General features: G+C 43.3%; 19 protein-coding genes. 12 read left to right on the top strand and 7 right to left on the bottom strand.

Features of this window, described 5'->3' with window-relative positions; all coding sequences use genetic code 11:
- Positions 1-7 precede the first annotated feature (7 nt).
- The 7 genes from PQO03_RS15980 to PQO03_RS15950 form a co-directional block, all read right to left on the bottom strand.
- Positions 8-1474, bottom strand: coding sequence for a GDSL-type esterase/lipase family protein (locus tag PQO03_RS15980; RefSeq protein ID WP_274154194.1), 1467 nt, complete (start codon positions 1472-1474; stop codon positions 8-10).
- 30 nt (positions 1475-1504) lie between these two features.
- Positions 1505-3025, bottom strand: a complete 1521-nt coding sequence (locus tag PQO03_RS15975; RefSeq protein WP_274154193.1) for an arylsulfatase — start codon at positions 3023-3025, stop codon at positions 1505-1507.
- A gap of 15 nt (positions 3026-3040) precedes the next feature.
- The gene (locus tag PQO03_RS15970; protein ID WP_274154192.1) at positions 3041-3730 is read right to left on the bottom strand and encodes an SGNH/GDSL hydrolase family protein; all 690 of its coding nucleotides are present in this window, start codon (positions 3728-3730) and stop codon (positions 3041-3043) included.
- 312 nt (positions 3731-4042) lie between these two features.
- Entirely contained in the window at positions 4043-4810 is a 768-nt protein-coding gene (locus tag PQO03_RS15965) for a GDSL-type esterase/lipase family protein (protein WP_274154191.1), read from the bottom strand.
- Positions 4811-4863: 53 nt separating this feature from the next.
- Positions 4864-6297, bottom strand: a complete 1434-nt coding sequence (locus PQO03_RS15960) for an arylsulfatase (RefSeq protein WP_274154190.1) — start codon at positions 6295-6297, stop codon at positions 4864-4866.
- Positions 6298-6394: 97 nt separating this feature from the next.
- Positions 6395-8821, bottom strand: a complete 2427-nt coding sequence (locus PQO03_RS15955; protein WP_274154189.1) for a glycosyl hydrolase family 95 catalytic domain-containing protein — start codon at positions 8819-8821, stop codon at positions 6395-6397.
- Positions 8822-9971: 1150 nt separating this feature from the next.
- Positions 9972-10976: a 3-keto-disaccharide hydrolase gene (locus tag PQO03_RS15950; RefSeq protein ID WP_274154188.1), complete on the bottom strand. Its 1005-nt coding sequence runs from the start codon at positions 10974-10976 to the stop codon at positions 9972-9974.
- 265 nt (positions 10977-11241) lie between these two features.
- Here PQO03_RS15950 and PQO03_RS15945 point away from each other — a divergent pair, with 265 nt between their 5' ends.
- From PQO03_RS15945 to PQO03_RS15890, 12 genes are all read left to right on the top strand, one after another.
- A complete protein-coding gene (locus tag PQO03_RS15945) occupies positions 11242-11481 on the top strand; it encodes a sulfatase-like hydrolase/transferase (protein WP_274154187.1) in 240 nt (79 codons plus the stop codon).
- A 114-nt stretch (positions 11482-11595) separates the two neighbouring features.
- On the top strand, positions 11596-12663 hold the full coding sequence (locus tag PQO03_RS15940) for a Fic family protein (protein ID WP_274154186.1): 1068 nt from the start codon (positions 11596-11598) through the stop codon (positions 12661-12663).
- A 217-nt stretch (positions 12664-12880) separates the two neighbouring features.
- Positions 12881-12991: a prepilin-type N-terminal cleavage/methylation domain-containing protein gene (locus PQO03_RS15935; RefSeq protein ID WP_274154185.1), complete on the top strand. Its 111-nt coding sequence runs from the start codon at positions 12881-12883 to the stop codon at positions 12989-12991.
- A gap of 30 nt (positions 12992-13021) precedes the next feature.
- Complete coding sequence (locus tag PQO03_RS15930; protein ID WP_274154184.1) at positions 13022-14572, top strand: GDSL-type esterase/lipase family protein; 1551 nt, start codon at positions 13022-13024, stop codon at positions 14570-14572.
- Positions 14569-16104, top strand: coding sequence for a sialate O-acetylesterase (locus PQO03_RS15925; protein ID WP_274154183.1), 1536 nt, complete (start codon positions 14569-14571; stop codon positions 16102-16104). Before PQO03_RS15930 ends, PQO03_RS15925 begins: the two co-directional genes overlap by 4 nt.
- Before the next feature lie 3 nt (positions 16105-16107).
- Positions 16108-17019, top strand: a complete 912-nt coding sequence (locus PQO03_RS15920) for a hypothetical protein (protein WP_274154182.1) — start codon at positions 16108-16110, stop codon at positions 17017-17019.
- 184 nt (positions 17020-17203) lie between these two features.
- Positions 17204-18601, top strand: a complete 1398-nt coding sequence (locus PQO03_RS15915) for an arylsulfatase (protein WP_274154181.1) — start codon at positions 17204-17206, stop codon at positions 18599-18601.
- A 167-nt stretch (positions 18602-18768) separates the two neighbouring features.
- Positions 18769-19002: a hypothetical protein gene (locus PQO03_RS15910; RefSeq protein ID WP_274154180.1), complete on the top strand. Its 234-nt coding sequence runs from the start codon at positions 18769-18771 to the stop codon at positions 19000-19002.
- Positions 19003-19232: 230 nt separating this feature from the next.
- On the top strand, positions 19233-20000 hold the full coding sequence (locus PQO03_RS15905) for a type II secretion system protein (protein ID WP_274154179.1): 768 nt from the start codon (positions 19233-19235) through the stop codon (positions 19998-20000).
- A 24-nt stretch (positions 20001-20024) separates the two neighbouring features.
- Positions 20025-20795 carry a GDSL-type esterase/lipase family protein gene (locus PQO03_RS15900; protein ID WP_274154178.1) on the top strand — a complete coding sequence of 257 codons (771 nt, stop codon included), beginning with the start codon at positions 20025-20027 and terminating at the stop codon, positions 20793-20795.
- A gap of 239 nt (positions 20796-21034) precedes the next feature.
- Positions 21035-21637, top strand: coding sequence for a sigma-70 family RNA polymerase sigma factor (locus PQO03_RS15895; protein ID WP_274154177.1), 603 nt, complete (start codon positions 21035-21037; stop codon positions 21635-21637).
- 14 nt (positions 21638-21651) lie between these two features.
- Complete coding sequence (locus tag PQO03_RS15890) at positions 21652-23709, top strand: serine/threonine-protein kinase (protein ID WP_274154176.1); 2058 nt, start codon at positions 21652-21654, stop codon at positions 23707-23709.
- Positions 23710-23718: the final 9 nt, after the last annotated feature.

Genomic DNA, 23718 nt, shown 5'->3' with positions numbered 1-23718 from the left:
ATTTTATTTAATTTTTGCTACTGTACTCTTCTATAATTGACTTTAAGGCTTTTGCCCAAGCTTCGTATCCATTTGAGCTTAAATGCAAGCCATCTCTTGAGTAAAGCGCCCTATTGATTCCTCCCTTCTTATCAAGAAAAATATCATTGATATCTACATGAAAAACCATCTTATTATCAGCGACTTTGGGGATCAATTGATTGAGGGCTTGGACTCGATCATTTTCGGGTGATTTTCTAGGAAATACCGAGAAGACCACCAGTTTAGCCTTCGGTAGGCGCGTACGGATTTCTTTGACCACGGCCTGAATGCCCGTAAATACATCTTCTGAACTGTCTGGTGAATAGTCTTTCTTTGGATTGTGCAAATGATTAGTCCCGATCATCAAGGTGACTAGCTTAGGTGAGATGCCTTCGAGTGCCCCATGCTGGATACGCCAAAGTACATTCTGGGTGCGGTCTCCAGCGAAGCCCAGATTGAGCATATTAGTATCTTTAAAAGTCGGGGCATAATTTTTCTCGGATTCCCAGTTGTGGGTAATCGAGTCGCCGATCATCACAAAATCAATTTGACGCTTTTTTGCTTCTTCCAGTTTTTGATTATGACGCTTTGGCATGAACTTTTTGAGTTTTGATGGGACGGGGATGATGCTTGAGAGTTTTACAGAGCTAGAAGAATGTTTTTGAATAAAATCTGCAACGCGCTGAGGATCTGGGTGATCGAAGTGGTGGCCTTTGGCACGAGGTGCCTTTTGGACTTCAATCAGTTCGATTGATCCCCCTAATTTACGGTAGCGTTCGGCGAGTAGCAAAGTGTTTTCATCGGCGGGAACAACGCGGTCATTGAGGCTGATGAGGTGTAAAAGGGGAATGTTTTCTTTGGCAATTGGGCCAAGGATATCGATGGGATTCTTCTTGTAGTCCATGGCTTCTTGTTCACTTAGCTGGTATTGCTTTAATACATTTTGCCAAGCTTTTTTATTACCCACACCATTAGCTTTACCTCCCGGCCAGCTTTTGAAATCACAGACGGGGACTTCGGCGTAAATACAATTAACTTTTTTGGGGTTTTGTGATGCCCAGCGGTAGGCAAAGAGACCACCACGACTAACCGCTTCGAGAGTCACTTTTTTGGCCAAGCCCTTTTCGTCAGTCATGTGCTTATAGAAAGCATCCCAATGGGTAAGGGCCTTGGGACTTCCCAACATGTCATTGGTATTGATATAAGCTATATGAAAACCACGCTCGAGTAAAAGTAAGTCGACTTCGGGGTGATAATCTGGAAAGCGAGCGCGCCATACCCAAGGTTTACCTTCCGCTTCATTTTTTGGCTTGATCAAAAAGGCATCACGGCTATCGACTTTAAAGTTGATGCGCTGATAGTCTTGCCAAGGATTTTTTTTACTTTTTGCGTTCAAGGCAAAAAAGGAATTCAGCACGAAGACTGAAAGGATGAGTAATCGAGAAATATTCATAAAAAAGGGCTCTTAAATTAGGAGTTATATTTAAAGTTTATCGGGAGCCCATTCAGGGATTCCCTTTTCTTTGAGCTGTTTATTGTAAAGGATATGAAGGTGATGTTGCTCAGCTTGCAGCCTAGGCAGTCCTTCGTTGATTAATAGACTTTCTGTCCTGTCCCACCATTGATCAAATTGAGCTTTCATTTTTTCAGCAACTTCAGGATATTGCTTAATGAGGTTTTTCGTTTCTCCTCGATCTTGAGAAATATCACAGAGCCAGCTTTCTTTACTATTCATATCATTCACTAGGCGCCAGCGTGAATTACGCACCGCCATACCATAGTATTTTGCGAGTTCACGCGTTTTTTTTCCACGTCCGCCACCGCCCCAGCGACCGCGATGAAAGAATAAGGTTCTATCGGCCCATTCAGCATCTGAGTTTTCAAGTAAAGGGATAAGTGAACGACCACTAGGGGGCAAAGAACTCTTAGGAACTTTCGCTCCGGCAATCTCACAAAAGGTGCGGTATAAATCTATGTGTGCGCTTAAGGCAGAAATATCTACCCCATCCCCTAATACACCTTTCCAGTACCAAAAGCAAGGGACGCGCGATCCGCCTTCCCAAGCACTATCTTTGTGCCCCTTCATACCAGCGTTCCAAGCATTGAATTTCCCTTTGACTCCTTTTTTTCCAATTGATTTCATTGCCATACCATTATCAGTCATGAAGATGACTAAGGTGTTTTCTAGCGCGCCCCACTCCGTCAATTTATTCATCATGAGACCAAAATTATCGTCGATATTTTCAATCATGCCGTAGCGTGCCGCAGTGGGTTGATTATAACCTTCATCCACAAAGCGTTTTTTATATTTTTCGGGCGCAATCAGCGGCCCGTGAGGAGCGTTTAAAGAGATGTAGGCGAAGAAACGTTGTTTGGCCACGTGTTGTTTCTTGATCCAACTGAGTGCGCTACTGAAAAATAAATCGGTGCAGAAGCCTTTGGTTTGGACAATAGTGTCGTTATGTAGGAGAACATTATCAAAGTATTTGTTTGTCGCATTAGGCTTGAAATCGCCAAAGCTGTATTGACCAATACCACCCGCACCGTGCATGAGAACTTCGTCGAAACCACGATTTTGGGGGCGATAATTTTCTCCATCCCCCAAATGCCATTTGCCAAAGAGGCCTGTTTTGTAGCCGGCTTTTTGTAAAGCCTGAGGAAAAGTAATGACTTTGGGAGCCAAACGATCCCGTTGCATTAAAGTATGACTTATACCCACTTCAAAGGGGGGGCGTCCACTCATAATAGCCGCACGAGTAGGCGTACAAGTTGAGCTCACTTGAAAGTCGGTAAAGCGCGTCGATTGCTTATACATTTTATCGATGTGCGGAGTCTTGAGAATAGGATTGCCCATGCAAGAGAGATCGCCCATGCCTTGATCATCAGTCAAAACCATGATGATATTGGGCTTTGTCCCCTTAAGTATTTTTTTAGTCTCAGCGGCAAAGTTATTAAGGCTAAGAAGACTTAGAGCGATACTAATAAATGATTTTCTAATTTTCACATGTCCCTCACTTGCTTATTTATTTGTAAAATTCTGATTAATGACTTTTACGACTTGCGCAGCGAGCAGGTCACGACCTTCATCAGTATAATGAACATTGTTTTCGCCGCGTTGATATTTTGCACGCTCTTTAGCAATCACTTGGTAAAGATCATTGATTTGCACTCCGTGTTTCTTCATCACTGCTCGTGCAGCATCATTGAAGGACTTGGCACGTTCTTCGCTAACAACAAATTTTACCTTACCCTCGGGTCCGATACAGGGTGGAGTGGTCATGGCAAATACTAACTTAGCCTTTGACTTCTTTTTTATTTTACCAATAATACTATCGAGGCTAGCGGCATAAGACTCAGGAGTCGATTTGACCTTCTGCGCCCAGCCATACCAATCCCACAAGCCAAAATTGAAATGGACCAGGTCCCATTTTGAATCACCGAGCCATTTTTCTATTTCTTGATCACCAAAGGCTGACCAGCGACAATTTGTCGTCGGCCGATGGACATTGGCTTTGCCATCGAGTAGACCTCGTACCCGGGGTGTATAGCCAATGGAAATGGAATCGCCGATAATAAGTACGCGGGGAATACCAGCCTGATCAACTGGGTTAACAAAGGGATGAGTGAAAGGCGTTTTTTTAGCTGGCTGAGCGTAGAGATGGCTCAGCGAGAATGCGAGTATACTTAAAATTAGGCTTATTTTTTTCATTAAACTCTCGATTTTTTTTGTTAGTTTAGGAACAAGGACGACTCCGATCAGCCGCGGCTTTTCACGATTAAAAGTCAGCAAGGGTGATTTTTTGAGTTTCGCCTCTCTTGAGTGTGAGTTCTTTTGTTTGTGAAAGATAGCGCAGCTTGCACGGATTGCCGTTCAAGGAGCTGATCTTACATTCAACAAGCTTGCCAAAGTTTTTCCTTTTTTAAAATTCAAATAGTATATAAGCAGCCCTTGATCGCTTATTGAAACGGCTCGAGTTTCAAGGGAGTTTACTTTCCTTACGGCTGCCTATTCAGGTTCTGTTTATTTTTTTTGCCTTTTTTTATTCACTCGATTCGCTGGGACTTCTGGATTAATTCTCAAATCTTCTTTCTTCAATAAAGGCTGAAGGGCCTTGGCCCAGGCTACGTAGCCAGCAGGAAGCAAGTGCACCCCAGCTTTGTTATAATACGCTTCAATCTGCTGGCCCTGATCATCGAGAAATGTGGCATTAATATCCACATGAAACACATGCTTCTGGTCGGTCAGCTGCGGTAGCATGGCATTAACCGCCATCACCCTTTCATTCGCTGCCTGCGGACCGCGGGGGAAGATAGAGAAAACCATCAGCTTCGACTCCGGTAGGCGCGTGCGCACTTCGGCCACGATGGCCTGGATCCCAGCAAAAATATCCTCCGGTTTGTCCGGGGTGTGCAATCCTTTAGCGGGTCCTAAATTATTGGTGCCGATCAAGAGCGTCACCAACTTAGGCGATATTCCGTCAAGTGCGCCATGCTGAATGCGCCACAGAACATGCTGCGTACCATCTCCGGGAAAGCCAAGGTTCAGCAGCTTACTGCCCGCGAAGGTCCCTTTATAATCTCTGCCCCAAGCGTGAGTGATCGAGTCACCAATCATCACCCACTCGACCTTGCCGGCTTTTGCCTCAGCAAGCTTCTCTTCGTGTAGCTTTGAGAATTTCTTCAGGACTGATTTCGCAGGGATTACCGTTCTGGCTTGATCCCCGGCAAATGCAGCCGGAATCAACATCGATGACAACAGTCCCGCTAATATTGTTTTTTTGAACCTCATTATTGTATGCTCCTTTTTATTGTTTTTTTGAATCTCATGCTGGTATGCTTATTTTAGTTTTTACTATGACCCTTGAATCCTAATGATGCATCGAGAACCTTACCCAATACAACCGGCGTGTGAGCCTGCTTCGCATACTTTTTCATCTTCTCAATGATCTCAGGGTATTGGGCTGCTACATCGTGGAGTTCTTCGATATCCTTGCTCAAATCATAGAGCTCAAAGGGCGCCTTGTTGGAAGGCTTAATCGCTTTCCAGTTATTCATGCGCAGGGCAACGCTCTTTTTACTTTCCCAATATAGGTACTCATGCTGTTCCTGCTTGCGCCCAGCCTGCTCTGCACCGAGCAAGGTCGGCACAATGGATATACCGTCGCTGTCTTTTCGTGGTATTGCTCCCGTGATTTCTGCGATCGTGGGCATAACATCCGGGAAGTAGCCCAGGTGGTCGGAAACTGAACCGGCCTTTATTTTACCTGGCCAGCGAACGATAAAGGGAATCCTGATACCTCCCTCATAGAAGTTGCCTTTGCCGCCCCGGAATCTCTCGCCGGTTTTAGGGTTCAGGTTGGGTGCGAGGAAACCATGCGGATGCTTTTCGTTTGCGAAATAAGTACGCCCACCGTTATCGCCAGATACAAAAATGATCGTGTTATCATCAATATTTAACTCTTTCAGCAGGGCAATGATTTCACCTATCTGGCGATCGACCATTTCCACCATTGCAGCGTACATTTGCGCGTCCTGTTCACCCTTCTCGTTGGCAGCATCCCACTGCTTGTCCTTGTATTTCTGCCAGGCAGGATCATCCAAAGGCATTCCCCAGTGACCATGGGGAGGCGTCCAAGGGAGATAAGCAAAGAAGGGGCGATCTTTATTTTCGCGAATGAACTTAATACTGTCGGCATAGATCAGATCATGCGAATTTATTTTTCCCGTGAGAGCGTTGCCGGTGTTTCCCTCCAGCGGCACCTTCTTGCTGTTGCGGATAAGGTAGTTTGGATAATAGGTGTGGGCATGTTTCTGATTGTAGTAGCCGAAGAATGTATCAAAGCCATGTTTCTCCGGCACCCCTGTAGTACCGGGCTCACCCAGCCCCCACTTGCCGAAGCCACCGGTTGCGTAGCCGACGTCTTTGAGAATATTAGCTATGGTCACATCATCCGCGCGCAGGCAACCTGGGCCCCTGACGGTGGTGTGTCCGGTATGCTGACCAGTCATAAGTGTGCTGCGCGCAGGCGCACAGAAACTGGCAGCCGCCAGAAACTGATTGAAGCGCATTCCTTCGGAGGCTAGTCGATCGATATTCGGCGTCTCTAAGATGGGATGCCCCATCTTAGACCATTCAAAATACCCCCACTCATCCAATAGGATGTAAATAACATTGGGCTTATCCGCAGTTTTTTTTGTCGCGGCAGTAGCACTGGTGGTCAGCGTGAAAATTACGGCCCCAACACATATTGCTTTTAGAAAAGCTAGTCGTTTCATTTTTTTTCCTTATCTTTCATATTTAGATTTACTGCTACTCTTGTTCATTATAGAACCATCATTCTGTAAAATGAGTCCTTCTTCCTGTTCTTGTTTTTTAAAAATCAGATGCGGAAAGTTTTTTAACTTTTCCAGCTTTCAATTTTACGATTTGTGTTTTGGAGCCGTAGCGAACTTTACACGGATTGCCGTTCAGCGAGCTGATCTTACATTCAACTAGCTTGCCATCTTTCCATTCGATATCGACTTCGAAACCACCGCGAGCTAACAAGCCCGTTACTTTGCCATTTGGCCATTCTTTAGGCAGGGCCGGAAGTACACGGATTACTGGCTCGGCATCGATAGCGCCGCTATCGGGCTGGCTTTGCATCAGCATTTCCACAAATCCCGAAGTAAAACCGAAATTGGCTTCGATTTGGAAGAGCTTTTTGCCCTTGCCATTTTTCAGTGGGCGGAATAAGCTCAACATATTATCAAAACAATTATCCATAATCATGCGCTTAACAAAGTCCCAAGATTTTTGGGCATCATTCATGCGCGCCCAGAGATTGATTCTCCACGCGTTCGACCATCCCGTACTCTGCCCCATACCTCGACGTTCAAGTAATTTACGTGCGGCTTCAGCCATTTTAGGCGTTCCATCGGGCGTGATCTCATAATAGGGGTAAAGACCATATAAGGGTGAGCAGTGACGATGAGTCGGCTCGCGTTCGATATAGGGCTTGAGCCATTCCTGTAGAACACCATCGGGTGCAATCTGATTAGGGGCAAGACGAGCACGTTTTTCAAGGAGTTCGCCCTGCAAGTCTTTATCGATACCAAGAACTTTGGCCGCGCGTATCGTATTGCCAAAGAGTTCGCGCAACTGCTGCATATCAATCGTAGGGCCAGCGCAAATTCCCGATCCGCCCTTTTTCTTACCTGGAAGTAAAAAACCATTCTCGGGTGAAGCCGAGGGGCCCGTCACCAACCATTTATTTTCAGGTTCTTCCCAAAGATTATGAAGATAAAAGTCAACAGAGCCTTTCATGATGGGGTAAACTTCAGCTAAAAATTTCTTGTCTTTAGTGAAAGCGTATTGCTCCCAGAGGTGTTCACATAACCAGGCGGGTCCACCTATATCCATACCCGCAGGTGCGGTATAGCCCCAGACATTTGTCAGCCTATGAGCAATCCAACCCGGTGAGTCGTAATAAGCTTTGGCCGTTTTTGATCCTGGTTCAACGAGTGAAGCAATAAAATTATTCATTGGTTCTTGCATCTCAACGAGGTTACAAGTCAAGGCGGGCCAATAATTCATCTGGGTATTGATATTGAAGTGATAGTCACCATTCCACATGGTGTGAAGCTCTTCGGCCCATATCCCTTGGAGATTGGCAGGCAAGCCACCTGGACGTGATGAGCTAATTAAGAGGTAACGTCCCATATTGGCAAATAAAGCGGCTAAAGAAGGATCCGCCGTACCTTTGCGGTAAGCGGCTAAGCGTTCGTCAGTGGCTAAGTCACTAATTTTTGTCTTATCTAAATCCAAACTGACGCGATTATAGAATTTCTCATGATCGGCTTTTTGCGCTTTACGCAAATTGACAAAAGACTTTTTCTCCGCCTTATCAAGATCGGAAGTTGTGGCGGCCAAGGGATCAACAAGTTGACGTCCCGCAATACCGCGGTAATCAGTCGCCGCAGCCACCAGTAAAAGTACTTCATCTTTTGATTCAACAATGAGTTTATTGCCATCGACTTTGATCGATGCACCTGGTGCGACAACACGTAAACGAGCGGCGTAAGTCAGTCCATCCTTACCAAAGCCATCATTAAGACTACCGGTCATTAGTAATTCACGCTCATTGACTGCCGTGGTTTTAAATCTTTCTGGACGATCGAGTTGTATAGAAAAAGATACCGGGCCCGAAAAGCGCGACACAAAGACTTCATCTACTTTAGAGACAAAATGCTCACGGGTATATTTCGTTTTACCAACTTGGTACTTGACGCTTGCAAGTGCAGAACTTAGATCCAACTCACGGCGATATTTACTGACTTGATTCTTCTTAGCAAGAAATTTCAGGTGAAGATTTCCAAGAACTTGGTAGCGTCCAAAGGCAGAAATACTTTTTGCATATTTAGGGGCATTCTTCGCTTTAAAAGACTGGCCCATGAGTTTTTTCGCTTCGGAAAATTTTTCTTCTCCTAGGAGGCGGCGAATTTCTGCTAAGTTTTTGTACCCACCGGAAATATTATTTTCCGCTACTGAGCCCGACCAAACCGATTCTTCGTTGAGCACTATGCGCTCCTCGTCAGCATCGCCGAAGACCATGGCACCTAGGCGACCATTGCCGAGTACGAGTGATTGATCAAAGCCTTGCGCGGCTTGCTTGTACCACAATGAGTTTGTCGATTTATTTTCATTTATGCTAGCTGAAGCTACTTGGTCTCTATCTTGCTTATCTGCGCCAAAAACGCTTACTGCCTGAAGCACTGATAAGCTGATGAAGACACTGCGTATGATTTTTTTATTGAACATGAAGTTTCCCGAATAATTTATTTGATTATAAAAAATTAAACAAGAGCAAAATAAAATCGTATCTAGTAAAAATTAAAAAAATCACGATTAGCCTTAAACAAGGGGGCACCGCCTAAGGCTAGCGAACTTAAGGGGTGTTAGGTAAAATTTTGCGAAGCTAGTCCGCCTGCGATGGCAATCGCAACCCGCTGTTAAGCGATACCATACCCTCATCTTGTTTTGGGATTCCGTCCCCTTCCCTGCAAGCTGTGCCCACCTTGTGATGCGGTAAAAGTGCTTCAACATAGATATTAAATCATCCGCCTGCGATGGTAATCGCAACCCGCTGTTAAGCGATACAATACCCTTTACCTGTTCTGGGACTCCGTCCCCTTCCCTGCAAGGTGTGCCCACCTTGAGAGGCGGTTATTTTATTTTTATCTGCCCGTGTGGCAACACCTCCCCGCTGGAGTGAGGCGGTAATCACCACCCTATATTTTTTATTTGAATTCTTGGGACTCCGTCCCCTTCCCTGCAAGGTGTGCCCACCTTGAGAGGCAGTAAAAGTGCTTCAACATGGATATTAAATTATCCGCCTGCGATGGCAATCGCAACCCGCTGTTAAGCGATATCATACCCTCCAACTGTTTTGGGACTCCGTCCCCTTCCCTGCAAGGTGTGCCCACCTTGAGAGGCGGATATTTTATTTTTATCTGCCCGTGTGGCAGCACTTTTTTATCCGCCCGTGTGGCAGCACTTTTTTATCCGCCCGTGTGGCAGCACCTCCCCGCCGGAGTGAGGCGGTAATCTCCACCCTATATTTTTGTTTGAATTTTTGGGACTCCGTCCCCTTCCCTGCAAGGTGTGCCCACCTTGAGAGGCGGTAATTTTATTTTCATCCGCCCGTGTGGCAACACCTCCCCGCCGGAGTGAGGCGGTAATCACCACCCCATATTTTTTGTTTGAAGTCTTGGGACTCCGTCCCCTTCCCTGCCAGGTGTGCCCACCTTGAGAGGCGGTAAAAGTGCTGTTACACGGGCAGTAAAAAGCTAAATGCCTTGTGAGGCGGTAATCACCACCTTTTTGTCTTTCCATGTATGACTTGGGACTCCGTCCCCTTCCCTGCAAGGTGTGCCCACCTTGAGAGGCGGTAAAAGTGCTGCTAAATATTTTAATGGATGATGGGTTTCAAGACGATATTGCGAAAACTTACTGCACCATGATTGCCCTGAAGCAAAATGGGACCTGGAGCTAAAGGATCAGATGATAAAGCACCACCAGTGCATCCCAGCAAGGGCTTATTATTGATAATGGTAATACCATTAAGGATCACTGTTACATGCTGCTTGATTAAGGTAATATCCATTGTCTGCCATTCACCCGCTTTTTTTGCGGCTGCTTGAGAAGGCACAATACGCGAATAAATTGCACCCATATTATGAAGATCTGGTTTGCGACCAAAGGAGTCGAGTACCTGAACTTCATACATGCCTCGAAGAAATATTCCGCTATTGCTCTTTGCTGGTACATTGAAATCGAGCTTCAAATTAAAGTCTTCAAACTTTGCTTCGGTCATGAGATTACCGTAGCCATGCTGACCCTGAACCGCATTATTAACTAGGACGCCGTCTTTCGCTGACCAGCCATTTTTGTGGCTCGCATGAAGCAGTTTCCAGCCACTCAAATCCTTTCCATTAAAGAGTTCAACTCCCTCACCAAATCTTGCTTGTTTAAGATCGGGTTGCGGGGGAATTGCTGACATTCTTTTGGCGCTATAAGTCGCGCGCTTTACACCCGATCCATTCGACTTAGGAAGCACTTGCTCTAAGCTCATTTTATTTCCTTCCAGACTTGCAGTAGTGGTTTCCACCGTTTCTTTCCATGCCGCTGCTTTACCCGCAGAAGCTTTAGTTTTAATCCTTTGTTTACGAGTGAAAATAATTTTATCACCTTCTAATTCTACAGTGCTCAGTGCCTTTACACTTCCACCTCCCCAGAGTATCGACCCGGACCATTCTCCTTCCTGCTCTTGAAGGCTCATCCATCCTTTGCCTTGATTTGGTAGCTTCAGTTCCCAGCGACCACTAAATGAGTCTGCGGATTTAGCCGCAGCCAGTGAGATAAGGCTCAAGCCTAGTACGAGACAAGCACTCAAATATTTTTTAAACTGATTCATATTATTTTCCGTTTTTTAAAATGATTCATAGTCGCGAATCTCTATGTACGTGGAAGAGCTAGGCAAGTTATTTATCGCGAGCAGGAACACTCGCAATCGTAGGGGTTTTGATTTTTATACACAATTATAGACAAGATAAAAGGTACCAGCGTTACAAAACATCATGATTTAAAGAGATTTTTTTTTACGTCCTTCTGCTGCATTAGACTTTTCTTCTTGCTTATAATAAGCAAATCAGTCTCATTTAAAAACTCAGGGCCAAAAAATGATCCCCAAAAAATATAATTTCGTAAGTCTATTCACCCTACTTTCTTGTCTTCATACTTTGCAGGCTGCACCAAAACCCAATATTGTGCACATCATGGTGGACGACATGGGCTGGCAAGATATTGCCTCACACAAACTCGATGGCAAGCCCGTTTATGAAACACCCCACCTTGATCGTCTCACAAAAATTGGCCGCCGTTTCACACAGGCCTACTCACCGGCTGCCACCGGGGGCTGATAAAGCGACCTACCCTTCTCAGTTTTCTTGTAAAAGCTAAAAAAGAAATTATCGTATCAAATACGGATAAAATGCAGATCCCTTATGCATTAACGTATCAAATACGGATAAAATATGAATATTTCAGATAAATTAGTTTTTAGTCCTAAGCTTTCTCAAGGGATCATTGCGAAGATAGGAATTATAGAGAAGTTTAGAGGTAAATGGGAAGCTTTAAAGATTAAAGAGGACCAATTCCTTCAGGAGCTTAGGCATATAGCGACGATTCAGAGTATTGGCTCATCTACACGTATTGAGGGAAGTCAACTATCAGACCAAGAAGTTATACATCTTCTAGATAACCTTGAGCAGAGACAACTCGATACTCGTGACGAACAAGAAGTCATCGGGTACTGGGATGCGCTTGAGGTCTTGCTGGATAATGCAGAAGACTTAGACTTGTCACAGCGTTATATATTTCAACTGCACGGCCTTCTGCTCAAATACTCAGAAAAAGACACACGACAACGTGGCCAGTATAAGAATATATCAAATCGGGTAGTTGCGAACTATCCAGATGGAACTCAAAAAACAATATTCAATACCACCGAACCTCATCTAGTGGATAAAGAAATGGATGAGCTCATAGAGTGGTGTAATGCAAAATTGGCTAATATAGAAATGAATCCGCTTATTGTAATAGCTACTTTTGTTTATGAGTTTTTATCAATTCACCCCTTTCATGATGGTAATGGCCGGCTATCACGTCTTTTGACAACCTTACTTTTGGTGCGTTCAGAATATTATTTTGTTCAGTATGTGTCTTTTGAACATATTATTGAAGAAAGAAAAAAAGAGTATTATCAAATTTTGATGGAATGTCAGCGCAATCGTTCTACTGATGATGAACGTATAGGAAGCTGGATTGATTTTTTTCTTGATTGTATGATCCAGTTGTCAGCAAAACTGGAAAATAAGTTGGAGCGTATTGTACGCAATGACACTTATCTCAATGCCCGACAAAAAAGGATCATTGACTTACTCAATCTAAAAGGGAAAATGCGCTCAGGAGATCTTGCTCGAGAAATCGAGAGTGCATCTCTGCCCACAATTAAAAAAGACCTTAATTTCTTAGTGAAGCAAGGTCTTATTCTAAAGTTTGGTGTAGGGAAAGCTACTACCTACCAAAGCCCTTCTGCATAGAGACAAGTCTAGCTTCCCAATGCACTCAGTACTTTTACCGCCTCTCAAGGTGGGCACACCTTGCCTCCCAGGGTGGGAGAACACTGCAATTCACCTAGAATTAGGAAATGCCTGTCATACATAAAAAAAAGATATTTATTTTTCAATGAGCTAGATACGTTTGGCTAAAGGCCCTGTTTATATAGCAAAGCGCTCAATCTTAATCGAGGATAATCAAATGTCACAAACTTCAAAAAAACTTCGTCTATTCACCCTCATTGAATTACTTGTGGTCATTGCCATTATTGGCATCCTAGCTTCATTGCTCCTCCCCAGCTTATCATTATAAATACATCCTCAAAAAAATCTAAGGTCATAAATGCTACAAACAAAACATTTCTTTACAGTCCTAAGTATACTGTTATTCACCGGCCTTTTTGGCCTTCAAGCTGAACAAAAAAAGCCAGCCACAATTAGCCCTATACAGGGTAGTCATAAATGGTGGGCGCCACGTCACCAAGAAAAACTGAATGAAGCCAAAAAGAGCGGAATAGATCTCGTGATGATTGGCGACTCCATCACACATAATTGGGAGAAGCAAAAATCCTACCCACAAAGTTTTGCTCCCTACAAAGTTCTCAACCTTGGCTTTGGCGGAGACCGCACCCAAAATGTTCTCTGGCGAATTCAAAATGGTGAAATTGACGGATTATCACCACAATTTGTCAGCATCATGATTGGTACTAATAATATCACGAGAAACAAAACCGAAGATATTGCCTTTGGTATAAAAACTATTATTGCAGAATTAAAAAAGCGCCTACCCGAATCTAAAATCCTTTTATTTAATGTCTTTCCTCGTCATCACTCAAGAGGTAAAGGTGAAGATTATAAAGAAGTCCAAGCTTTAAATAAACTCCTCCCTGCATTAGCTGATAACAAGCAAGTCTTTCACCATGATCTAAGTCCCATCTTTCAAGATGCTAATGGTGAACTAAAAACTGAACTCTACGGGCGTGACCGCCTTCATTTAAGTAATCAAGGTTACACAGCTTGGGGCAATGCACTCAATACAATTTTAGCAAAATATGATAATGCTTCTGCGAGGAGCGCAAAAAAATCTAAGGTAGAAAAGAAAGTCAGCCCGAATGAGGCTCCCATCATCCGCCTCTGGCCCATCGAACGAGTTGGTGGCGAAGCCAATCGTCTCAAACTAGAGTTCCGAGATCGCCGGGGAAATCCGCAACTCTGCGGAGTTAAAGACCCCTACCTCACCGTCTACCCCGCAAAAAATGATAAGCCTGCCGTCGCACTCATCTATAATCCAGGTGGCGCCTACAAGATCCTCGGCATTCCCGATCGCGAGCACATCCAAAAATGGAATGATTTGGGCATCACTGTTTTTGTTCACCGCTACTCCATCCCCGATCAGCCTGATAAGGCTTTCCAAGACTTGCAGCGCGCGATGCGTCTTGTCCGTTCGCAAGCAAAAAAATGGAATATCGATCCTAATAATATCGGCATCTTTGGCAACTCAGCAGGCGGTCACCTCTCCGCTCGCCTTAGTCAAAACTACAATCAAAAAGTTTATGAAGCCATTGATGAGGCCGACCAAGTATCCTGTGAACCCAACTTTGTGATCCTGCAGTGCGCTGCCTATTTTCAAGGTAGAAAGATGGACAAGGATTTCGATGCGGCAATCTTTCCGATGAAAAGAAAAGTAGCACCTACTTTCCTCACTTATTCGAAAGACGACAAGTTCTGTAAGGGAGGAATCGATTATGCCAAACAGCTCACTGCGGCTGGTGGTGCTATTGAGCTAAAGCTCTTTGAAAAAGGTGGCCATGGCATGGGTGGCTGCGACTGGTTCTCAGAAGTGGCCCAATGGCTTAAGGCACAGAAAATCACACAATTACCCAATAAGATATGAAACTATTCATATTCATCCTTGTGCTCACCGTGACAAATACCTTCGCGACTGAGCTCAGCGTTGCAGGCATTTTTTCGGATGGCATGGTCTTACAGCAAGGAATCAAAGTTCCCGTGTGGGGCATGGGTGAAGCGGAAAGCTCAATCACGGTCGCTTTTGATACGCAAAAGATATCCACCACCGTCGATGCCCAAGGCAAATGGATGCTTAAACTTGACCCTCTCAAGGCTTCCAGCGAAAACTCTGAACTAAAAATCTCTAGTCCAGAAGAACGCTTAGTCATAAAAAATGTCCTGGTGGGCGAAGTTTGGCTCTGTGCCGGTCAGTCTAATATGGATTGGACTTTGGCAAAGCTGACTCGTAAGCCTGGCTCCGATGATTATAAACCGATCCACGATTATTTAGTCAAAGAAATTGAAACGTCTCATGATCCCCTGCTGAGACAATTCACAGTCACGAGCGCAGCCTCCACCACAGTAGTGGGTTCGATTAAATCTCCGGGCTGGTTTTCTGCCATAGATAAAAACAACGCCAACTTCTCTGGCACGGCTTATTTCTTTGGTCGCGAGCTGCGCAAAAAACTCCGCGTTCCCATTGGCCTCATTGACGCCAATCGCGGCGGCACCGATATCGAACCCTGGATCCCCAAAGAACAGTATCTGAAGGATGATGTACTTAAAGTTTTCTACGATCAAGAAATGACCAAGTTAAGTCCCACGACCAAGGCTACAGCTCAACGAGCTCAAGGCAAAACCGCCAAGCGCATCACGCTAAACAAAGTACCCGCGGCGCTCTATAATGGCTTTATTCATGCGCTTGCCCCCTACGCTATAAAAGGTACTATTTGGTATCAGGGTGAGAACAACACAACTTACCGAACCAAATTTTACCGCAAAAATATGTTGGCTCTTATAGAGGGCTGGCGGGCTCATTGGGCCCAAGATAAATTCTATTTTTTCTGGTGCCAGTTGGCCAATATGCACAAATCCAAATCAGCACCCACTGATAAGGATTCCTGGGCCGATATCCAAAACTACCAAAGAGAAGTTCTAGCGCTCACTTCTGATACGGGCATGGCGGTACTCAATGATATTGGTGAAGCGAGAAATATTCATCCAAAAAATAAAATAGATGTCGGCAAGCGTCTAATGCTGCTGGCGATGAATAAAGCCTATGGCAAAAATATTACCTGTAGTGGTCCTCTCTATAAAAGCTCGCTGATTGAAGGCAGTAAAATCCTCATTACTTTTGATCATGTCGACTCAGGTTTAATGAGCGGTAAAAAAGAACTTATGAAACCCACGATCGAAACTTTTGAGCCTCTGAAATACTTTCAGATCTGCGGTTCAGATAGAGTTTGGGAGTGGGCTACTGCAAAAATCACTTCCAAAGACACCATTGAAGTTTATCACCCAGAGATCGCTAAGCCAGTCGAAGTGCGCTACGCCTGGGCCTCCAACCCCGAAGGGGCTAATCTTTACAATAAAGCGGGTTTACCAGCTTCATTATTTAAAACAATCATTAAGGAATAAATTATGAACAAACTCTCCTCCTACGCCCTTTTAGGCCTACTATTCATCTGCAACCTAGCATATGCTCAGAACAGAAATATTAACAGTCTAAAAGTACTCAAGGATATTACGGTGCAATGCCCCAATTTAATCAAGAGTAAAAAGGCTAATGAAAAAATTATAGACACTTTACAGGTCAACACAATTTATCATGGGAGTACTTACACTGCTTTTCTTGATTCAAGAGGTGGATTTTATATTCTACCCAAATCTAAATCAACGGCTGAAAATTCCTATAATGGAGCTATCCAGCTGAGCATTAGACACTTTTATTACAATCAAAAAACCAAACGATCTGCTGCTAGACGCGTGGTGAAATTTCTTGAAACTCCTGCTCCTTTAGAAAACCCTAAATCAATCAAGCTCAAGTGTGAATTACAAAACAATGTTACTCATACACTAAATATAGCTTTTGAAGACAAAGCAATTATCATTGAAAATAACACAGTAGATCCCTCTGGACTAAGTCCCATGACAATCTCACATGCCAACCTCATTTTCCCTCCTGCCTTTATTATCAAAGAGGATAGCGAATGGACAAAAGTAAAAAAAAGCTACTCACGTTCCGGAATCCAATTAAAAGGTAAAAATAAAAAAACTTTCAAATATACTGAATCAGCCAATCTAAGTGGTCACTCTAGTGAAGCTTCGATAAAAGATTATTGGAAAGGAAGAATGATTGACTTAGAAGTTTTAGACGGCGAACGCACGAGCCCAACTTTTGGTATTATAAATTACGGTAACAACCCACCAATGCTTAGTGGCTTCACCCTCATGCTTGCTTCGACCATCAGAAATAACAAAAGTGGTTCCGCTAATAAAGTTAAAAAGTCCGCCCCTCTCCATCCAGCGAAAGTTAAAATCATCATCAAATAATCACTAAAATTAAGTGCCACAGGCAATGCCCCTCATTTAAAACTCTTCGAAAAAGGTGGCCATGGCATGGGTGGCTGCGACTGGTTTGCGGAAGTCGCAAAATGGCTTAAGGAACAAAAAATATTATCTAAGTAAATTTAATAATTTTCAACTACACCTAATTATAAACAATCGAGTACACCCTATGAAATATTTCGTCTACCTATTTTTATTTTTTCCCTTTACCCAAATATTTTCCCAAGATTCGACTAAACTTCCCAATGTTATTTTCATCCTTGCAGATGATCTTGGCTACGGCGATTTATCTTTTTATGGGCAAGAAAAACTCAAAACCCCAAATATTGACCGCTTAGGCAAAGAAGGGATGAAGTTCACCGATCATTACTCAGGTAATACTGTTTGCTCACCTTCACGAGCTGTACTCATGACGGGCCAACACCCTGGCAAAGTACATTGTCGTGGAAATGCTGGACGAGCAGGCGAAAATGGCATAGCCCTTGATCCCAAAATGACTACTTTACCGCGACTCTTCAAAAATGCTGGCTACGCCACGGGTGGCTTTGGTAAATGGGGACTTGGAATCACTTCTGATCAAGGAAATCCCAATCCCCTCACCCATGGTTTTGATGTTTTTACGGGCTGGAAAAACCAAGTTGTTGCCCATACTTATTACCCTAGTAGTATTGTACGTAATGGAGCAGAAGTTCCCCTCGAAGAAGGCACTTATATTCACGACCTAATAATGCAGGACGCCTTTGACTTCATTCGTCATAGTGTCAAAGAGCAAAAACCCTTTTTCTGCTACATCCCCACCGCTATACCTCACGCATCCATGCATGCGCCAAAAGAACTCCACGAAAAATGGTCTAAAGTTTTCCCGCAGTTTAATCATATAATTGGCAAGTATGGCGCAGGTAAAGATGAGCTTAGCCCCGATGTAAAAAATCCCATCGCGGGTTTTGCCGCCATGATAGAACATCTCGATAATCAAGTGGGAGACTTACTAACTCTTCTGCAAGAACTCGATGTGGATAATAATACGCTAATTCTTTTCAGTAGTGATAATGGAGCACACCGTGAAGGAGGCCACGATCCCGATTTTTGGAATTCCAATGGCCCACTCCGCGGTATCAAACGCGATTTATATGAGGGGGGTATTCGCACTCCTTTACTCGCCCGCTGGCCAGAAAAAATTAAAGCAGGCACGGTAAGCAATCATATTAGTGCTTTCTGGGATGTGCTCCCCACTATGGCCGAAATAACTAAGCAAAAAAATCCTATACAAACTGATGGGCTCTCTTTTTTTTCCTCTCTTTTAAGTAAAGCTTCACAACAAAAACAACACAAGTATCTTTATTGGGAACATCGCAACTACAAACCAGACCGTGCCCTTCGCATGGGCAAGTGGAAAGCTGTTATGCAGCGCCAAGGTAGAAGGGATAAAACACCTAAGCAACTAGAATTATTTAACCTTGAAAATGACCTTGACGAGCAACACGACCTCGCAGATCAACACCCCGAACTTGTCCAAAAGATCAAAAAATACATGGATGAAGCTCATCGCCCCCTAGCGCAGAAATAGACTTATATCACATAGTTTTATTCTGCACTCGCTATATTTTTGGGGAAGTTGGACTAGTCCTCAAGCTAATTTCAACACTCTACAAAAACTCGTGTATTGAAGCCCACAAAATCCTCATTACTTTTGATCATGTCGACTCAGGTTTAATGAGCGGTAAAGAAGAACTTATGAAACCCACGATCGAAACTTTTGAGCCTCTGAAATACTTTCAGATCTGCGGTTCAGATAGAGTTTGGGAGTGGGCTACTGCAAAAATCACTTCCAAAGACACAATTGAAGTTTATCACCCAGAGATCGCTAAGCCAGTCGAAGTGCGCTACGCCTGGGCCTCCAAACCCGAAGGGGCTAATCTTTACAATAAAGCGGGTTTGCCTGCCTCTCTTTTTAAAACGTCTAAGTAAACTTTAATAAAAACCTTAGTCCTGTGCTCTGATGCCTCAAGAGTTTGAGTGCACCTAGTCAATCAAAAGTAGCTTGGCTCCTGCTCATCCATCCCTTATATTTTACCCAATATCAACTATTTCAAAAAAAAGATCTTTTTTTTTCGTTTTGCTAGATACGCTTTAAGTTTTTACTTGTTAGTCCTTTATAAGAACTCAGAAAAACCAATTACTCATAAAAGGAAGTGACCATGAAACAAGAAAAACTCATTTCAAAAATAAATTTCACACGAAAGTTCACTCTTATAGAACTCTTAGTGGTGGTGGCCATTATCGGCATCTTGGCATCCTTACTTTTACCCTCACTCTCAAAATCCAGAGCATCTGCTCGCCGAGTTGTTTGCGTCAATAATCTAAAAAATATATCTACATCCCTTATCATGTACCCAGGTGACAATAACAACTTTTTACCCTACGGCAATGGCGTAGGAGTTTCACGGCCTATCACATGGGATGACCTTTTGGGCATGGGAACTTATGATGGCCGAAATAATATTACCATGCAAATTGCTCAACTCAATAAAATCAATGACTCGACTTATGGCTCCGAAATCTACTACTGTCCAGAAGCCGATTTTGATTATATCACTGCAGCTGGAGAGCCTGTGCGCACCTACACAGTTAATACTAACTTAATGTGGTCAGTGGAAGCCCCTATAGGTAATAAAGCAGGCTTAGTTATGGAACCCGCAAGTACAAGTAATGCTGGCTCGGTTCAAGTCAACGAAATCTCTAAACCTTCGAGTACGGTTATGGTTTTTGATAATGAAGGCGCATGGGCTCAGGGTTGGAGAGCAGCTGGGCACGGCTATTACCTAGACGATGTTCGACGTCATTCACAACACGGAAAAACCTACTTTGCTCTCATGGGCTTTGCCGACGGCAGTGTAAGGCATACAGCTATGTTAGGCACCTCAAGTAAAGTGACAGGTGGAGAAGAAATGTGGGACATAGATTAAACTCAAAAAAAGGCTCATAAAAGCATGATATTCAAAAAAATAATATTAGCGGGACTGTTGTCATCCATCTTGATTCCAACTGTCTTTTGCGAGGATCAAGCCAGAACGGTAATCCCTGTAAAATCAAGCCTGAAGAAATTTATGCCGAGGCTACACGAAGCGAAACTTGCCGAGGCAAAAAATACTAAGGTCGACTGGGTCATGATTGGTGACTCAATCACTCACGCTTGGGGCAGAGATTACAAGGGGACCTTCGCGGGCAGCAAGCTGTTAAACCTTGGCTTTCCCGGGGATAGTACTCAGCACGTTTTGTGGCGTATTCAGCATGGCGCACTTGATGGGATCTCGCCTAAGTTGGTGACGCTCTTGATCGGCACCAATAATTTAAGACCCGCTAAAGGTGTGCACAGCCCGGATAAACCGGAGGATACTTTTGCGGGTATCCAGGCCATTGTAGCCGAAGTGCGCACGCGTCTTCCCAACTCTAAATTGATGGTTTTTTCTATCTTCCCCCGCGGTCCACAGGCAGCGAATGAGAGGGTTAAGGAGGTCAATGCCATGTTACCGCAACTGAACGATAACGAGCATATATTTCATGTGAATATTAATGGCACATTTCTCGATGATCAGGATAAGCAGATTGAAGCATATTATAGCAAAGACGGGGTACATTTGATCCCAGCCGGATATGCAGCCTGGGCCAAAACTCTGCAAGTTTTATTGAAGAAAGAAGGCTTTAAAATTAACCCCAATATTCCAGCGAGTCGGGTCAAGCAAAAAAGCAGAAACAAATAATCCGAAGCGGTATAAATAGCAGCAAGGAAAGCTCATACTGATCATGAAAACAGGCGAAAAATTCTTTATCTCGGAGAGTTCTCTATGGGAGAAGGCCTTCTTTCAAGTCCACTTAAACTGAGCTTCTTTAGGCTCAAATACTCGCCATGAAATATAAATGCTTCATTATTATCGTTTTTTATGATATATCTTGATCATTCCATTCTCGCAAGGAATAAGTAGACAGTAAATTAGCCCTTATGAATGATTCTAATAATACTCGCCACACACTACTTCAGAAGCTACAGCTTTCTGAGGGTGATGAGTACTGGGATGAATTTGTTCGTTCCTACGAAGGCTATATTTACATGGTCATCCGCGGACTTCGAGTAGATCTCAGTACTTGCGAAGATCTTCTTCAAGATGTGCTCGTAAAAGTCTGGAAATCTCTTTCTGAATTTAAATACGAAAAAGAGAAATGTCGCTTCCGTACCTGGCTCTGCGTTATTATCCGCAACACGGTTTATAACTACTTTAAATCAAAAGCGAACCGCAATAATCTCCAAAATGTCAATTACGAAGAAGCGGCTGAATCAATTAAACTTTTCACGCAACCCGAGATTGATCGCATTGCCGAATTGGAATGGAAAAGCTTTTTATCAAATAAAGCTTGGGATAGTATAAAAAATGACTTTTCTCCTAAAGCCGTAGAAGTTTTTGAAGCTTCACTCAATGAATCAGATAATAAAGTTCTTAGTGAACGCTTTGGGATTTCCGCAAGTGTAGTCAGAGTTTATAAATCTCGTATCCGTACCGTGCTCTTAAAAGAAATCACCCGACTTAATTTCGAACTCGGCGGTTAGTCCGTTCATTCATTATGGAAAAACGCAAAGAAGAAAACTACGACAATAAGTTTGCGCATTTCTGTGACGAGATCTCTAGCTTTGAAGAAACTCCCCTCATCAACAATATTGAATCAGATCAAGAGCGCTACAAAAACTTCTCTTTCCTTGATGAAGGTGGTGCCAAACTTATTTACCGCTGCCAAGATAATTACACCGGCCGTGAAGTGGCCATGGCAAAACTCAAAGATAAGTCCAATGAATTTAATAAAGAACGTTTTTTGCGAGAAGCGCAACTCACTTCATTATTGCAGCATCCAAATATTGTCCCGGTCTATGACTTAGGCCTGAAAGAGCATCAGCCCTGGTTCACCATGAAACTCGTCTCAGGTCAATCACTGAAAGATATCCTTCATGAGAGTGAAAAAAAGGGTAACTCACCGCTCGATGACCTCAACAAAAACCTCGATTACTTTCTCAAAATTTGTGATGCCATTGCTTATGCACACTCAAGAGCAGTACTCCATCTCGATTTAAAGCCCGCCAATATTCAAATAAGTGATTATGGTGACTTAGTCGTTTGTGACTGGGGACTCGCTAATATCCTGCCCCATGACTGCGATGAAAATATGCTACAGTATTATTCCTTCAATCCTTTTGATGAACAGTCCGTCACCGTAGATGGCCTGATCAAAGGCACTCCTGGATATATGGCTCCGGAGCAAACTTCCACAAAAAAAGCAAAAAAATGTGCTCAAACGGACATCTTCTCACTGGGAGCGATACTCTATTCAATGCTCTGTTTTCAGCAAGCTTTCAAGGGGGCGAGCCTCAATGAAGTGATCGCCAATACTCAACAAGGCAATTACCAACTTCCGAGCGAGGTCATTGCCCATGTCCCTAAAGCCTTGGAGGCTATTTGCCAAAAAGCTATGTCTGTGGATATTGAGGATCGTTATCAATCTGTGCTGGAACTTCAGGATGAAGTTTTTAAATACCGCAATGGTTTTGCGACCAGCGCAGAAAACGCCAGCCTACTCACCTTATTTAAACTCTGGATCTATCGCCATAAAATGATCAGCTCTTTGGCTGGACTTATCTTTTTAATCCTACTCATCGGCTCCTTTGTTTATCTTGAGAAAGTTAATCTCGAAAAAGAAAATGCCCTTCAATTAGTTACAATAGTCAAACAGGAAAATGAATTTGTTCGAAAAATGGGCCGTGATGCCGCACCGCGTTTTCTCGAGAGAGCTCAATGGGCTTACAGCAGCTTTAACATTGATGACGCAGTCAATTTTTGTGATAGTTCCGTTGAACTCAATCCCGAACTCACTGAAGCCTGGCAACTCAAAGCTGAACTTCACTTCATCAAAGAAGAATTTAAGCAAGCTCTCGAAGCTCTAGTTCACACAGACCAACAACATGGCTTAGTAAAAATCTGTCAGGAATTCAGTGAAATAAAAAGTAATGACCTAGCAGGATTAAAAACGTCGAATCGTCTTAATTTAATTAAAAAAATCCGTCTCCTCAAATTAAACGCCCTCTCCATTCGTTATATTCATCATAAGGCGAATACTCCAATGGAGCTTGATGATCGCATTGATTTTGCCTATCACACAACGCTGATTATGAATAATCTCAAAAGCATGAATTTTAATTATGATAAAGAGACTCAACATTTGGATCTTTCCAAAAATAAAGAGCTAAAAACTGCTCTCGCTTTTCAAAATTTCCCAGCTAAAAGTACCGATTTATCAAATACCGCCATGAGTGATTTTACCTCTATAACAAACCAAAAAATTCGAAGTCTAGATATAAGTTCAACAAATATTTTGAGTCTGCGCTCACTATCCAGCCCTTTCAATACACTGCGCCATTTAAATCTTTCTAATACGGCCATTCGCAGTCTACTTCCCATTAAAAATAGTCTCATCGAATCTATAGATATAAGTTGGACCGACATTAATGCTTTGTCACATTTGGACAGTTTTCCCAACCTCAAACAAGTGACTGTTCATCTTGGTCAGTTTAAAAAAGGGCAAATCAAGCAACTCAAATCTCTATGTTCAGTCATTATTAAACAAAAAAAATGATTAAGCATA

The sequence above is a fragment of the Lentisphaera profundi genome (assembly GCF_028728065.1).
In the GTDB taxonomy this organism is placed as follows: Bacteria; Verrucomicrobiota; Lentisphaeria; order Lentisphaerales; family Lentisphaeraceae; genus Lentisphaera; species Lentisphaera profundi.
The sequence above is the reverse complement of the archived record's forward strand: the minus strand, read 5'-3'. Positions and strand labels throughout refer to the sequence as shown.